Origin of the sequence: Cutibacterium granulosum (assembly GCF_900186975.1) — a bacterium.
GTDB classification, from domain to species: domain Bacteria; phylum Actinomycetota; class Actinomycetes; order Propionibacteriales; family Propionibacteriaceae; genus Cutibacterium; species Cutibacterium granulosum.
Genome location: NZ_LT906441.1, coordinates 431,339 through 445,943 on the forward strand (window position 1 = coordinate 431,339; position 14,605 = coordinate 445,943).

The following is a 14,605-nucleotide window of genomic DNA, read 5'->3' on the forward strand; positions in this document are numbered from 1 at the left end:
CTGACTAACCCGGTGACCACTGCACCTTTCAGCCATTGACAAAATCATCGCCAGGCGCGTCCCACCATCACCGGATTGCACTTACCTCTGCTCGCCTGACAAAAATGTGCACCAGCATGTGCGTATGTCACTCACGGCTCTCGCTTGACCACCCATACCTGCCAAAGCCAACCACCACACTGGCTTTGCACAGCGCGTCTCCCTCAGCTCCCAACCCAACCCCACCTTTCTGACATCGGTGTGCCCCCTGCGAGCCAGACCTGACATTTTTGTTCACGAGGATCGCCAGTTGCTCATGGGGCCACCAGACTCTCCCCCTCGCTCGATGCACATTTTCATCTTCAGTCCGGCCTCTCAGCCTTCGGCGTGTCTCCCGCAACAGAACTGACACTTTTCTCACTGCAAAACCACGGATCCCGCCGCACGCATTCGCCGATCGGCCGGATCATCGACACCACACTGACTCTTCTACCCGTTGATCCCCGCGCTGCTCGATCCTCGTGCCGTGCACTTTTGTCTCCTGCCCCGATCCCCTGCCACAAATGTGCCTTGCATCTTCCCGACATGACACTTTTTGACACCCACGTCCTCTGCCGTGTCCCGAGAGCTGGACCTGCACCTGTCTCGAGAATCAGAAACGTGCACCGCCACGTGAGCTCGCCACCAGGTAGTGCCCGAAGACCCTGGCGGTGCAGGATTTTGAGTTGGATCCAGTTGGCCGCAGAACACGGCGATCTCAGCAGCTGCCCAGCTGGGGCCAGCCTCAACAGAACGTCATAGGGCAGCGCCAGGAGGAATCCCTGCAATCATCCCGCTGAGTGCTCCTCCCCTGGACAGGCGAACGCTTGCACATCCTCTTCCTGCCGAATTTCGCCTTCTGGACATGCTCTGTCCACCTGGGCGTAGCAAGATGGCAGATGTGACAGACAGCGACACTGTGACCCCTGACCTTCCCCCTTCCCCCGCAGTCCGCATCGGCATTCTCACCAGCGGTGGGGACGCCCAGGGCATGAATGCTGCCGTGCGTTCCGTGGTGCGTTCGGCCTTGTCAGCAGGCGCTGAGGTGTTCGCCATCCTGGAGGGGTACCAGGGCATGATCGACGGCGGTGACGGCATCCGCGAGATGAGCTGGGACGACGTCGGCTCGATTCTGCACCGCGGCGGCACTGTCATCGGCACCTATCGCAGCGCCGAGATGCGGGAGCGCGCCGGTCGCCTCAAGGCAGTGCACCACCTGTTGGAGCGCGGTATCGATCGGCTCATCGTCATCGGCGGGGACGGGTCGCTGACCGGCCTCAACCTGCTACGAACCGAGTGGCCGGGCCTGCTCGATGAACTCGTCGCCTCCGGTCAGATCAGCCAGCAGACCGCCGAGGAGCATCCCAACCTCATGATTGCTGGGCTGGTGGGGTCCATCGACAACGACCTCGTCGGCTCCGACATGACGATCGGTGCCGACACCGCTCTGCACCACATCGTCTCGGCAATCGACGACCTCTCCTCCACCGCGGCAAGCCATCAGCGATCCTTCGTCGTGGAGGTCATGGGTCGTCACTGCGGATATCTGGCCCTCATGGCTGCGGTGGCCGGTGGCGCCGACTACGTGCTGGTCCCCGAAATGCCGCCGGCTCCAGGCTGGGAGGAACGCATGTGTGCCGAGCTGCGTCGGGGGCGACAGGCTGGCCGACGCGACTCGATCGTCGTCGTCGCCGAGGGTGCCACCGACCGCGAGGGCAACCCGATCCGCTCCGACTACGTGCGCGAGGTCCTCACCAACCGGCTCGGCGAGGACACCCGGGTGACGATCCTGGGGCACGTGCAACGTGGCGGCAAACCATCGGCCTACGACCGATGGGCGTCGACCCTGCAGGGGTACCACGCCGTCCACGAGCTGCTCACCGCCACCCCGGACTCCCCCGGTCGAGTCATCGGGACCTGCGGCAACCGAGTCCGTCGCCTCGACCTCATGACGGCGGTGCACGACACCCAGCAGGTGCCGGTGCTCATCAAGGAGGGTCGCTACGACGAGGCCATGGCCATGCGTGGCAGCTCATTCACCGAGATGGACGCCATCTTCACCGAGTTGTCCGAGCCAGCCCGCACCGCCGCCGAGCTCAGTGGCGGTCCGGACTCCAAACGCATCGCCATCATGCATGCCGGCGGACCAGCCCCCGGTATGAACACGGCCGCCCAAGCCCTTGCCAGGTTGGGAATTTCGCGAGGTCACACCATGCTGGGCATTCGCAACGGATTCGTCGGCCTGGCCAGGGGAGACATCGGAGAGCTCACCTGGGAGGACGTTGAAGGATGGACCGGTGAGGGCGGTGCCGAGCTCGGCACTCGCCGCGAGATGCCCGGCACCGGTGAGCTGTACGCCATCAGCCGAGCCCTGGAGGACGCTCGGGTCGATGGGCTCATCGTCGTCGGTGGCTACGCCGCCTACGACACCGTCCACTGCATGACCACCGAGCGGGACCGCTACCCCGCCTTCCACATTCCGACGGTGTGCCTGCCCGCATCGATCGACAACAATCTGCCCGGCTCGGAGTTCTCCATCGGCGCCGACACCGCACTCAACGTCATCGTCGACGCCATGGACAAGATCAAGGAGTCCGGTATCGCGTCCCGGCGCTGCTTCGTCGTGGAGACGATGGGCAAGACCTGCGGCTATCTGGCTCTCATGTCGGGGATTGCCGCAGGAGCCGAACGGATCTACCTCAATGAGGAGGGCATCAGCCTGGACGATCTCGCCCACGACGTGCACTGGCTGCGCGAATCATTCGGCAACGGTCGACGAATCTTCCTGGCAGTGCGCAACGAGACAGCCTCGCAGAACTACACCACCGACTTCATCGCGAAGGTCCTGGAGGAGGAGTCCCACGGCATGTACGACGTGCGTCAGGTGGTTCTGGGGCACATCCAGCAGGGTGGCTCACCTTCCCCGTTCGACCGGCTGCTCGCCACACAGTTCTCCTACCATGCCCTCAACCTGCTTGACGAGCTGCTCGCCACCGGTCGGGACGACGCCTGCTGCATCGGGCTGAGCGAGGGCGAGATCCAGTCGAACAACATGTTGCTCATGCCATCCCTGGTGGACGTCGGCACGCGTCGACCTCGCGAGCAGTGGTGGTTGCACCTGCGCAAGGTGGCTCACACCGTTTCCGACGAGGTTCGCCAGCCTCCGAACCCATCTCAATCTGCCTGACAGGCGATGATCCGTGGGGAGCCGCAACCGGCCGTGAAGATGATCAGGCCTCCACTGACTCCTTGAGCAGCGGAGGGCAGACGAGGTTACCAGTGCATCGCCCGGCACGATCGAGCATCCAGCCCATCGACTTGTGGCTGCGTAGATGCACGATCGTCTCGGTGGGTGCCAGGCCGGGAATGGCCTTGGCAGTCTCCGCCTCGATCTTCGCGATGGAACCATGATGGGGGACCCGGAAGTTGACCCGTAGATTGTCGCTTCCCGTCACCCACAGGCAGGAGCGCAGCGAGGGGTGCTGTTTGAGCAGTTCGAGCACCCGCACCTTGTGGTTGAAGGCCACGGTCGCCATCCAGGTGCACTCCATCGTCCAGTTGCCCAATCCGGGAACCACATCACAGCGCATGAGGATCTGGCGACTCGCCAACACCTTCTGCAGGTGTCGATGCAAGGTACTGGTGGGCACATCGAGTTGACGTGCCAGATCGCTGGCACTGGCGCGACCGTCCTTGGCGAGCAGCGTCACGAGTTGCTGATCGAGCTCGTCATTGGGCAGGGCCCACAGTTCTCGAGTTTGATGAGGCTGGGCACGTTCGGCCTCGGTGAGGTTCAGCCCGTTGACCCGCCATGATTCAGTACCGATCGCCACCGCAGTCACCACGGCACTGCGCGAATTGTACACCCCGGGAATGCTGCCGATCCAGTCGATGACGAGATCGGAGAGGGTGGGCAGATCGGGAGCGACGATGGTGAGAACGAGGTCACGACGCCCGGTCGTCTCATCGACGGAGACCACCATGGAGTGGGCACACAAGGTGGCGATGGCACTGGGCAGGGACTCGGTTCGGCAGTCCACCTCAACGATGGCCGTGAGGTGACGGTCAAGATTGGGGAACGTCGTCACCCACACCAGCCCCTCATCGGCCAGTCGCTGCCATCTGTGGGCTGCCGTCGTCGGTGAGATGTCCAGGAGACGCCCGGCCCTGGCCCAGGAAATCCTCGGATCCATCTGAACCAGATGGGCCAGATGACGGTCAAGCTGTTCGTACACGTCGATCACTCTCCGGGCTGAGAACATTTTCAACAGAGCTACTTCGTCGTGGAATCATCGTGCATCCTCACTCGATGTTTTGGGAAGAGAACCGCGACATCCTCCCCGGCACCACCAGCGGTGGGAAGCTCTCACCAATGGTTCGCTCAACGTTGACGAACCAAGAGTACGCAACAGGTAATGCCGACCAGGACAGCGTAGTCACAGGTGAATCGCGAGTCCGCGCCGCACCCAGCTGCGATGACCCTCAACAGGACGAAAGTACCGCAGCAGGAGGAAAGATGAATTCCAACAAGAAGATTCGCGTCGTTCAGTGGGGGCTGGGAGCGATGGGTCGCGGCATGGCCCAACTCATCACCACCAAGGAAGGACTGGAGCTCGTCGGAGCCATTGACGTCAACCCTGCTCTGGACGGCAAGGACGTCGGTGAGGTGCTCGGCGTCGATCCTCTCGACGTGAAGGTCACCACCGATCCCAGCTCCATCCTCGACTCGAGCAAGGTTGACGTCGTCACCATCGCCACCACTTCGTGGGTCAAGAACCAGATCGACGACCTCAGCACCATTCTGTCGGCCGGCGTCAACGTCGTGAGCATCGCCGAGGAGATGTCGGCACCAGAGGCCCAGAACCCCGAACTCGCCGAGAAACTCGACGACCTGGCCAAGGCCAACGGTGTCTCGATCGTTGGCGTGGGCGTCAATCCCGGATTCGTCCTGGACCACCTTGTCGTAGCCCTCACCTCCGGGTCCCAGCAGGTCACCAAGGTCGAGGCGAGGCGCGTCAACGACCTTGCCCCCTACGGTGAGACGGTGCTGCGCACCCAGGGCGTCGGCACCACTCCGGAGGAGTTCGAGGCCGGTGTTGCCGATGGTTCCATCGTCGGACACGTCGGCTTCCCCGAGTCGGTACGCCTCATCAGCGACGCCCTGGGACTGGGAGTGGACTGCGTCGAACAACACGTGGAGCCGATCATCGCCAAGGTGGCCCGTCAGGCCCGCGATCGCGTCATCGAACCCGGACGAGTGGCTGGTTGCAACCACACCGCCGTGGGCCGCCGCGGCGACGAGGAGGTCATCAGACTCATCCACCCCCAGCAGGTGGATCCCGGAGCCGAGGGCACCGAGACCGGCGATTACATCACCATCAGTGGTGTGCCGGAGATCTCCATGTGCATCCAGCCCGAGATCGCTGGTGGCAAGGCCACCGCAGGTATCTGCGTCAACACGATTCCACGCATCTTCGCCGCGACACCAGGACTCAAACGAGTCATCGACCTGCCTTCACCGAGCGCACTCATGGGTCCTTCTGCCTACGAGAGGCGCTGACGGTTCCCCGGCGCACCACGAACAAGGCGTCAGGAGAACGCCCGCAAACCTCCGGGATCCAACGATCCGGCTGGGTGACTTCCCGCCACCGCGAGGTGGGAGGAACTCACCCCACCTGCACGGGGGGACCATCTCCTGACCGTCGTGACAAAAAACATCAGCAGAACGCCAACGCCGGCACTGCTGTGCACCAGACCCTTTTGAAAGGAGCAAGATGTCCACCGCCGATGAGGAGCGCGTGGCCCGCTTCGAGGACCTTCGCGCCGAACTGGCCACCTTGGATGACGACGCCCTCAAGGCCCGTTTCTGGCAGCTGTGCGAAGAAGTCATGACTCCGGTCGTCGACTTCTCCCGCACCCACACCACCCCGTCCATCGAACGTTCGGTACTGCTGCGCATGGGCATTGACTCGGTGACGACCCACGCCGTCGTGGAGAACGTGCTCAATGCGGGACTGCTCGGCAAGGGAGCCGGGCATGCCGTGCTGCGCCTTTCCCGTCGCGACGGCATCGACCTGCGCGCAGCCGCCCAGCGGATCGCCGACGATCCCACCGTCCTGGATGGGCTCTTCGACGGCAGCCCGCTGCCGTCAGCTCGAGCCACAGCACTGCAGGGAGCACATCATGAGCACTGAGTACGACGCTCTCGACCCCAACGAGAAACTTGACATCGAGAGGATCTTCGAGGATCTCGAGCACTACCACCCTCGCCGCAAGGGTTGGACCTGGCGCAACACTCCTGCCGAGGGAGTCGACATGGGCGACTTCCACTACAAGGACATGTCGACGCCGCTGAGGAACAGTCAGCCATTGCCGGCTGCCAAGTACTTCGGCGGTGTGGACCCCCAGCCAGCCCCGGTCGTCACCTCCGAGATTGCCTCAGGTCATTTCGAGGACGACCTGCGTCGAATGCGCATGTCCGCCTGGAATGGTGCCGATCACATCATGGTGATCCGCACCACCGGCCAGAGTCACATCGACGGCCTGCTCGAGGGCACCCCCGAGGGCATCGGCGGCGTGCCGATCACTCGCAAGGAGCTGCGGGCCAGCCGCAAGGTCTGCGACCTCATCGAGGACGAGGTGGGCCGTCCGATCAACTTCCACTCATACGTCTCGGGTGTCGCCGGGCCGGAGGTGGCCGTCCTGTTCGCCGAGGAAGGCGTCAACGGTGCCCACCAGGATCCGCAGTACAACGTGCTGTACCGCAACATCAACGCCTACCGCAGCTATGTCGATGCCGGTGAGGCGAAGAAGGTCATGGCCGGGGCCAGGATCTTCCAGATCGACGGCGCCCACAATGCCAACGCCACGGCCCGGTACGGGTGGAAGGTCATGCCCGAGCTCATGGTGCAGCACGGCCTCAACTGCATGTTCTCGGCCCTGGTCGGAATGCCCAAGGACCTCGTCGGTCTGTCCACCGTGCCGCCGAGTGCCCCGCCAGCTCCCAAGCTGTGGTACGACCTGCCCTACGCCGTCGCCCTGCGTGACCTGTTCAGTGACTACCGCATGCGCGCCCAGCAGAACACCCGTTACATCGAGTCCGACCTCGCCGAGGCGATCCGCACCCACACTGTGGACACGCTCATCTCGATGCTCACCAGCGCCGACATCCAGAGCACCATCACCCCCGACGAAGGCCGCAACCTGCCCTGGCACGTCAACTCGGTGCGCGGCGTGCAGACCGTCAAGCAGACCTGGTCCGCCCTGGACGGCATCAAGGAGATGGTGACCGTCAAACGGGATGGTCCACTGGGCAGCATGGTGCGCGACCTCAAGGAGAGGGCCATCGGTTTCCTGGCCGAGATCCTGCACGTCGGTGGCTACTTCGTCGCCGTCGAGGACGGGTTCTTCGTCGACTCAGCCGAGTTCCCCGAGCGCAACCACGACGGCATCGCCCGTGATGGTCAGGGCGGCGTGTCCGCCGGCACCGTCATCGAACGTGACCCGGACTACTTGGCGCCAGTCTGTGACCACTTCGGCACCAACAACCTGCCCGAGGGGTTGGACAAGCCCTGCGACCTCATTGACGGCTGCACCCTGTGCGTGCCGGAGAAGATCGTCTACATCGACGAGTTGGACCCCTCCGACTCCGTCGGCGTGCGTCTGGAGCGCACCCGCCCCTACCGGGACGGCACGAAGCTGCGTCCGGAGGCCGAATGGGCCGGTGACGGCGTGGTTCTGGTGCAGTTCACCATCCCCGCTGGCGAGGACATCGCCCATGAGGCGGCTCTCGAGATGGCTCGTCAGATGGGTCTGGAGGATCCCCAGGTCTGCAACCTCCAGGTGCTGCAACCAGCAGAAGGATGCTTCGTCGAGGTCAAGGGAAAGGTCGGCTTCGACGTCGATCCGTCGAAACTCACGATCCCCGAGAAGATCGAGCTGCTGCCCGAGGATGAGATGCGCGAGTTCGTCAAGGAGCACAACGTCACCGTCGTCGCCGGCACCGTCGGTGAGGACGAGCACAGCGTGGGGCTGCGCGAAATCCTCGACATCAAGCACGGCGGCATCGAGAAGTGGGGCGTCAAGTACCACTACCTGGGCACCTCGGTGCCCATCGAGAAGATGGTCGACGCCGCCATCGAGACCGGTGCCGATGCCATCCTCATCTCGACGATCATCAGCCACAACGACATCCATCGCACGATGATGCGCAAGCTCAACGATCTGGCGACGGAGAAGGGCATCCGCGACAAGACCGTCCTCATTGCCGGCGGCACCCAGGTGAGCCGGGAGATGGCAGCCGAGACCGGCCTGGACGCCACCTTCGGTCGAGGTTCGCACGGTATCGACGTCCTTGACGCCATCGTGCGAGGCATGCGAGTTCGTCGGGGGATGTGAGCGTCATGACCGTACTGACCACGTTGGAGATCGGTTCGACGATCACCAAGGCCAATGCCTTCCGAGTCGAGAATGACCACCTCGACCATGTTGGGCAGGGATTTGCCGCCACATCGGTGAGTGCCGGTGACGTGCGGATCGGGGCCGACGCTGCGATCTCGCAGATGCGTGATCAGTACGGCCTGGCCTTGGACGCCGGGGAGATTTTCGTCAACTCCTCGGCGGCCGGAGGACTGCGGATGACAGTTCACGGTCTGACGAGTTCGATGACGGCCAGGGCTGCTCGTGAGGCAGCCCTGGGGGCCGGGGCCATCGTCGTGCACACGACGGTGGGCCCCATGGACGAGTTCGACGTCGAGGACCTGTGCGAGGCTCGTCCCAACATCGTCCTGTTGGCCGGCGGCGTCGACCACGGCGAGAAACGCATTGTCGTCGACAACGCCCGTCTGATCGCCTCGGCCCATCTGGGAGTTCCGGTGATCTACGCGGGCAACGCACAGGCCAGACATCGGGTCGAGACGGTGTTCGCCGAAGCTGGCGAACCACTCACCTGTGTGAGCAACGTCTTTCCCCAGGTTGATGTGCTGCGCATCGACCCAGTACGCGCCGTCATCCAGGACGTCTTCAACAACCACATCACCGCCGCACCGGGGATGGGCGGTTTGGCCCAGCTCTCCACGCACGACATCCTTCCCACGCCGGGAGCCGTGCTTCGGGCGACAGAATTGTTCACCGAGGCCGTGGGCGACGCCGTCGTCGTCGACGTCGGGGGTGCCACCACCGACGTGCACAGCGTCACCGACGGCACCTTGGAGTGGACCAGTCGCACTGTCGATCCCGAACCGCGGGCCAAACGCACCGTCGAGGGAGATCTCGGTGTGTTCGTCAATGCCCGGCACGTGGCCGCCATGACCGCTGAGGGCGAGGACGAGGAGCGGTTGTCAAACCTGCGTGCCATTCCTGCCACCGATGACGAGTCCGAGGTGACCAGGTGGCTCACTCGTCGAGCCGTCGAGGTCGGGATGGGTCGGCACGCCGGAGCCGTGGTGGAGCTGTTCACCCCGACCGGCAAGACCCAGATCGTGCGCGGCAAGGATCTCACCGCCGTGCACTGGGTCATCGGTACTGGCGGCGCCCTCACTCGAGTGCCCGGTGGGGACGCCATCCTGGCCCGCATGTGCACCGGTGCCGGGACCCAACTCATGCCAGATGCTCACGCCACCATTCTCATCGACCGGGATTACCGGTTTTCCGCCCTGGGCACCATTGCCAGTTCCTATCCCGACCTCGTGCGTGAGACCTTCGCACGTTGGGTCCACGAGGAGACAGGAGACCCACGATGATACGTCCCACCCCACGTCTGGAGATCCACACCGACCGAATCGCCGAGAACCTGCATGCCATCGTCGGACAGTGCACCGAACACGGTGTGCAGGTGGCCGCAGTCACGAAGGTTCTGGGGGCCCATCCCGCCCTCCTGGCAGCACTGCCGAACACCGGGGTGTCCATGGTTGCCGACTCCCGTCTGACCAATCTGGAACGTGTCGCAGCCGCTGATCTGGGGTTGCCCACCTTGCTGCTACGACCTCCGGCACCGCGTACTGCCGCACGCACCGTTCAGGTGGCCGACGCGTCGCTCAACTCGTCACTGGTGACCATGCAGGCTCTTTCGGAGGCCGCCGAGATGGTGGGCACCCGCCACGGGATCATCATCATGGTGGACGTCGGCGACCTGCGCGAGGGGGTGTGGCCCGACCACGTCGTCGACCTCGTCAGCCAGACAAGTCATCTGCCGGGACTCGACATCCTGGGGCTGGGGACGAATCTTGCCTGTTACGGAGGGGTCATCCCCACCGCTGACAAGATGGAACTGCTCGTGAACCTGCGTGACGAGGCCAGTCGCGTCACAGGCCTGCCGCTGGAACTCATCTCCGGGGGAAACTCGGCAAACCTGCCACTCATGGTCTCCGGCCAGATGCCAGCTCAAATCAATCAGTTGCGCATCGGCGAGGCTGCAATTCTGGGGCGCAACACTCTGGACCGCAGTGCGTGGCCGGGAACACGTCAGGACACGGTGGAACTCGTCACCGGGGTCGTCGAGCTGGAACGCAAGCCATCAATACCTCAAGGAGAACGTGGCCAGGACGCTTTCGGCCAGACGGTGAAATTCGTCGACAGAGGCGTGCGGTTGCGCGCAATCTGTGATTTGGGGCGTCAGGACGTCGCCCCCGAGGATCTCACTCCCGTCGACCCGGGCCACATCGTCCTGGGAGCGAGCAGTGACCATCTGATCATTGACGTCACCGACGGCGACACCACTCTGCGAGTGGGATCGGAGATCCGGCTGCGCCCCACCTACGGTGGGTTGCTCGCAGCGAGTACCTGCGCTGACGTGTGGAAAACGTCAGCAGACGAGAGGTGAGGTCACTGTATTTGCTCCTCTGACAGTTCCCCGACATTTTTGGACACCCACTGAACAAAGGAGTTCCCATGGGTACATCCACATCTGCATCAACACCTGACCATCACCGCCCCTCACGACTGACTCGACCAACTCGCGTACCGCGACCATCACAGCGGCCAGAGGCCTTGCCCGGGGAGCCTGAGCTCCAGCGCGGTCTGAGCAATCGTCACCTGCAACTCATCGCCATCGGCGGAGCCATCGGCACCGGAATGTTCATGGGCTCCAGCAGCACCATCCATCTTGCTGGCCCATCGATCATCCTCGTCTACACCGTCATCGGCGTGTTCATGTACTTCATGATGCGGGCCCTGGGCGAGATGCTGTTGTCGAACCTCAAGTACAAGTCGTTCCGCGACATTGCCGAGGACATGCTTGGACCGTGGGCCGGGTTCATCTCCGGATGGACGTACTGGTTCTCATGGATCGTCGCAGCCATGGGTGACATGGCCGCCATCACCGGATATGCCCAGTACTGGTGGCCCAACATCGCCCGATGGGTCCCGGCAACCGTCCTCGTGCTCGTCCTGTTGCTGCTCAACATCATTGCTATTGCTGTGAAGTTCTTCGGTGAGGCCGAGTTCTGGTTCGCCCTCATCAAGCTGGTGGCCATCGCCATCCTGCTGCTGGTGGCCATCTGGTTGGTCGCCACGAAGTTCGTCTCGTCCAGTGGTGAGATGGCAACGGTTTCCAACCTGTGGAATGACGGCGGATTCTTCCCCAACGGGATCAACGGATTCCTCGCCGGATTCCAGATCGCCTTCTTCGCCTTCGTGGGGATCGAACTTGTCGGTACTGCTGCCGCCGAGACGAAGGATCCCACCACGACACTGCCGAAGGCCATCAACGCCATCCCGGTGCGACTGGCCCTGTTCTACGTGCTGGCCTTGGCTGCCATCATGTGTGTGGTTCCGTGGCGCAGCGTCGTGCCGGGCGTCAGCCCCTTCGTCACTGTCTTCGGCATGGCGGGGTTCACCGCTGCTGCTGGCGTCATGAACTTCGTCCTGCTCACCGCTGCCGCCTCCTCGGACAACTCCGGTCTATACTCGACCTCCCGGATGCTCTACGGATTGGCTCACGACGGGCAGGCCAACCAGATCTTCGGCAAGCTCTCCAGACGCCGTGTGCCGCAGAATGCCCTGCTCCTGTCATGCGTCATCCTGCTGTGTGGCGTGTCCTTCCTGTACATGTCCGACAGCATCATGGAGTCCTTCGCCCTCGTGACCACAGTCGCCGCACTCATGTTCCTGTTCACGTGGTCGCTCATCATGGTGTGTTATCTCGTCTACCGCAAACGCTGGCCGGAACTGCACGAGAAGTCGATCTACAAGATGCCCGGTGGGGTGCCGATGGCCTGGGCAGTGCTGGGGTTCTATCTCTTCAGCCTCGTTGTCCTGTGCCTGGATCCGGTCACCCGCAAGGCCGTCATGGCCACACCGGTGTGGTTCATCCTCATCGTCGTCATGTATTTCGCCCACAAGCGCCGTGCTGCCAAGCAGAATGGGCTTGTCACAAAATCATCAGTTGAGGAGGCACAACCCCACCACGAGGACGGATTGGACTCATGAGACGTCATGGGTCCACCACCCCACCAGCCCCCGAGAGGAGTCACCATGCCCATGAAGGCGTCCGCCGTGGAAGCGAAGTCTGATGCACGTACTGTGCCATCAGCTGCTGCAACGTTCAGCTCAGCTGTCCATCACCGACCTCGATGCTCAGCACCGTCCACGGCCACCATCGATCTCACTGCCATCAACCACAATCTGGCCCAGGTACGTGATCTCGTGGGCGACCGCAAGGTGCTCATGGCCGTCAAGGGAGATGCCTACGGCCACGGCGCCGTGCAGGTGGCACGTCATGTCCAGCAGACTGGCGCTGCGGACTGGCTCGGGGTGGCCACGGTTGCAGAGGCCCAGGAACTTGTCGAAGCAGGTGTCCGCCTTCCCATCCTCAAGTTCTCCCCGGCAGATCCCGGCAATCTCGAGACAGCCATCCTCTATGGGGTACGCCTCACCGTCGTGGACGAGCGGACCGTGCGTCAGGCCAACGAGGTTGCTCAGGCCATGGGCAGATGCGCGAACGTGCACGTCGCCATCGACACCGGGATGGGACGAATCGGTCTGCAACCAGAACACCTTGCCGACGTGGTTGCAGCTGTGGATCGAGCGGATCATCTACGGCTGGAGGGAGTGTTCACCCACCTACCAGTCAGTGACGCCCCGGACGGCCGGGAGTTCACAGCCGCCGAGATCGCCCATTTCGTGGACACGGTGCAGATGGTGGAAGCCAGACGCGGCCACATACCGGTGGTCCACATGGCCAATTCGGGGGCAATCATTGGCCAGAGCCTGGGCCCCACAACCATGGTGCGCGCAGGAATCATGAGCTATGGCTACAACCCCAATCCCGCCATGGGGTCGTTGGGGCTGCGGCCGGCCTTGTCATGGACAAGCCACATCTCGTTCCTCAAACAGGTGGAACCGGGACAGACTGTGGGCTACGGACGCACTTGGACTGCCCAACGCAGCACGACCATTGCGACCATTCCGGTGGGCTACGCCGACGGGTACTCCCGGCGACTGTCAAATCGCGGCCAGGTGCTCATCGGAGGTGAGTTCCGGCCAGTGGTTGGACGAGTCTGCATGGACCAACTCATGGTTGATCTGGGGCCAAGTTCCACGGCACGGGTAGGCGATGACGTGGTTCTGCTCGGTGAGCAGGCCGGGCACACCATTACTGCCGACGATCTTGCCGAGCAGTTGGACACGATCAGTTACGAGATCACCTGCGACATAGGCAAGAGAGTCGATCGACGCTGGGTGTCGTGACATTGCCAGTGCCACGGACCCTCGAGTCAATACTATGCGCAAACCACAACCCGTGACCAGGACAGCAACGATGGGGCCGAGTTCTTCTGCGAACTCAGCCCCATCACTTGTCACGGGATGGCCCCCACAAGATGCTCAATGTGGACCACTCGAACTCGTCGCACCTCGCACTCGAAGATGCCAGTCATCCACACACCTGCAACCTCCTGACCAGCCACCCCCTGCAGGTGTCGCAGCCGGCATCGGACATGCACTCCGCAGGAAACGCTCAATCCCTCAGGACCTCGTGCTTGGCATGGGTAGAACCCTCTGGCGGGCCTCACCTGAAAACTTTCCCGACCCGTGTCACTCGGGTACGCGATATTCGCGCCACCAGGCTCACAACTTCTTTTCCAGGATGACCCTCAGCTGGGCCAGACGACTCGTAGTTGGGCCAGACGACTCGCCATGCCCCACAGGAACATCTTCCACCAACCCACCAGCCCCCTCAGCATGACGGGAGCACCGCGCAGCACTGTGCCGTGACGAGAAACAGCAGCAGCCGGAATGCTCCGGCACTCTCGTGGCTCTCACCTGTGTGGCGTGACAAAAATGTTCGTCCACACCTCGAGCTGTTCCAGGAGTCACACCACCGATGGGTGAAAATCGCCCCGATCTCACGCTGGATGGGCACGACACCGAGCCATATCAGACCCTGTTCAAGGGCAAAGGCGGGGGATACGAGGCAGAAGAGGCGCTCGACCCAGACAGTTGGAGTAATCCTACTCGCTAGGCGGGGACATAGGGGGGTAAGGAGATACGTAGACAATTCGGCACTGCATGTTTTTGAGGTCTTTCGAACCACGGACCCAAATGTGACATGGGTCCGACTCCCCTGGCGCAGTTGACAGTACGGAGCTGG

At 62.9% G+C, this 14,605-nt stretch carries 9 protein-coding genes; 8 read left to right on the forward strand and 1 reads right to left on the reverse strand.

Features of this window, described 5'->3' with window-relative positions; translation table 11 throughout:
- The first annotated feature begins 1,009 nt into the window (after positions 1-1,009).
- Entirely contained in the window at positions 1,010-3,205 is a 2,196-nt protein-coding gene (locus tag CKV91_RS01910) for a 6-phosphofructokinase (protein ID WP_231933823.1), read from the forward strand.
- A gap of 43 nt (positions 3,206-3,248) precedes the next feature.
- On the opposite strand, the gene CKV91_RS01915 is transcribed toward CKV91_RS01910, so the two are convergent.
- Entirely contained in the window at positions 3,249-4,253 is a 1,005-nt protein-coding gene (locus CKV91_RS01915) for an Lrp/AsnC family transcriptional regulator (protein WP_065860868.1), read from the reverse strand.
- A gap of 281 nt (positions 4,254-4,534) precedes the next feature.
- Between CKV91_RS01915 and ord the strand changes: the two genes are divergently transcribed.
- The 7 genes from ord to alr all read left to right on the forward strand — a co-directional run bounded on the left by ord (position 4,535) and on the right by alr (position 13,704).
- Positions 4,535-5,578, forward strand: a complete 1,044-nt coding sequence (gene ord, locus CKV91_RS01920) for a 2,4-diaminopentanoate dehydrogenase (protein WP_021103594.1) — start codon at positions 4,535-4,537, stop codon at positions 5,576-5,578.
- Positions 5,579-5,792: 214 nt separating this feature from the next.
- Complete coding sequence (gene oraS, locus CKV91_RS01925) at positions 5,793-6,212, forward strand: D-ornithine 4,5-aminomutase subunit OraS (RefSeq protein ID WP_023034618.1); 420 nt, start codon at positions 5,793-5,795, stop codon at positions 6,210-6,212.
- On the forward strand, positions 6,202-8,415 hold the full coding sequence (oraE, locus tag CKV91_RS01930) for a D-ornithine 4,5-aminomutase subunit OraE (RefSeq protein WP_023034619.1): 2,214 nt from the start codon (positions 6,202-6,204) through the stop codon (positions 8,413-8,415). Before oraS ends, oraE begins: the two co-directional genes overlap by 11 nt.
- A 5-nt stretch (positions 8,416-8,420) precedes the next feature.
- The gene (locus CKV91_RS01935) at positions 8,421-9,758 is read left to right on the forward strand and encodes a glutamate mutase L (RefSeq protein WP_065860850.1); all 1,338 of its coding nucleotides are present in this window, start codon (positions 8,421-8,423) and stop codon (positions 9,756-9,758) included.
- A complete protein-coding gene (locus tag CKV91_RS01940; protein WP_065860849.1) occupies positions 9,755-10,837 on the forward strand; it encodes an alanine/ornithine racemase family PLP-dependent enzyme in 1,083 nt (360 codons plus the stop codon). The genes CKV91_RS01935 and CKV91_RS01940 overlap by 4 nt, the downstream gene beginning before the upstream one ends.
- 68 nt (positions 10,838-10,905) lie before the next feature.
- Positions 10,906-12,444: an amino acid permease gene (locus tag CKV91_RS01945; RefSeq protein WP_095140926.1), complete on the forward strand. Its 1,539-nt coding sequence runs from the start codon at positions 10,906-10,908 to the stop codon at positions 12,442-12,444.
- Between the two features lie 45 nt (positions 12,445-12,489).
- Positions 12,490-13,704, forward strand: coding sequence for an alanine racemase (gene alr, locus CKV91_RS01950; RefSeq protein WP_231933795.1), 1,215 nt, complete (start codon positions 12,490-12,492; stop codon positions 13,702-13,704).
- Positions 13,705-14,605 lie beyond the last annotated feature (901 nt).

Coding starts and splice junctions, on each gene's coding strand:
- oraE (WP_023034619.1), top strand. CDS start 6,202: ATGAGCACTGAGTACGACGCTCTCGACCCCAACGAGAAACTTGACATC.
- oraS (WP_023034618.1), top strand. CDS start 5,793: ATGTCCACCGCCGATGAGGAGCGCGTGGCCCGCTTCGAGGACCTTCGC.
- CKV91_RS01945 (WP_095140926.1), top strand. CDS start 10,906: ATGGGTACATCCACATCTGCATCAACACCTGACCATCACCGCCCCTCA.
- ord (WP_021103594.1), top strand. CDS start 4,535: ATGAATTCCAACAAGAAGATTCGCGTCGTTCAGTGGGGGCTGGGAGCG.
- CKV91_RS01935 (WP_065860850.1), top strand. CDS start 8,421: ATGACCGTACTGACCACGTTGGAGATCGGTTCGACGATCACCAAGGCC.
- CKV91_RS01940 (WP_065860849.1), top strand. CDS start 9,755: ATGATACGTCCCACCCCACGTCTGGAGATCCACACCGACCGAATCGCC.
- alr (WP_231933795.1), top strand. CDS start 12,490: ATGCCCATGAAGGCGTCCGCCGTGGAAGCGAAGTCTGATGCACGTACT.
- CKV91_RS01910 (WP_231933823.1), top strand. CDS start 1,010: ATGAATGCTGCCGTGCGTTCCGTGGTGCGTTCGGCCTTGTCAGCAGGC.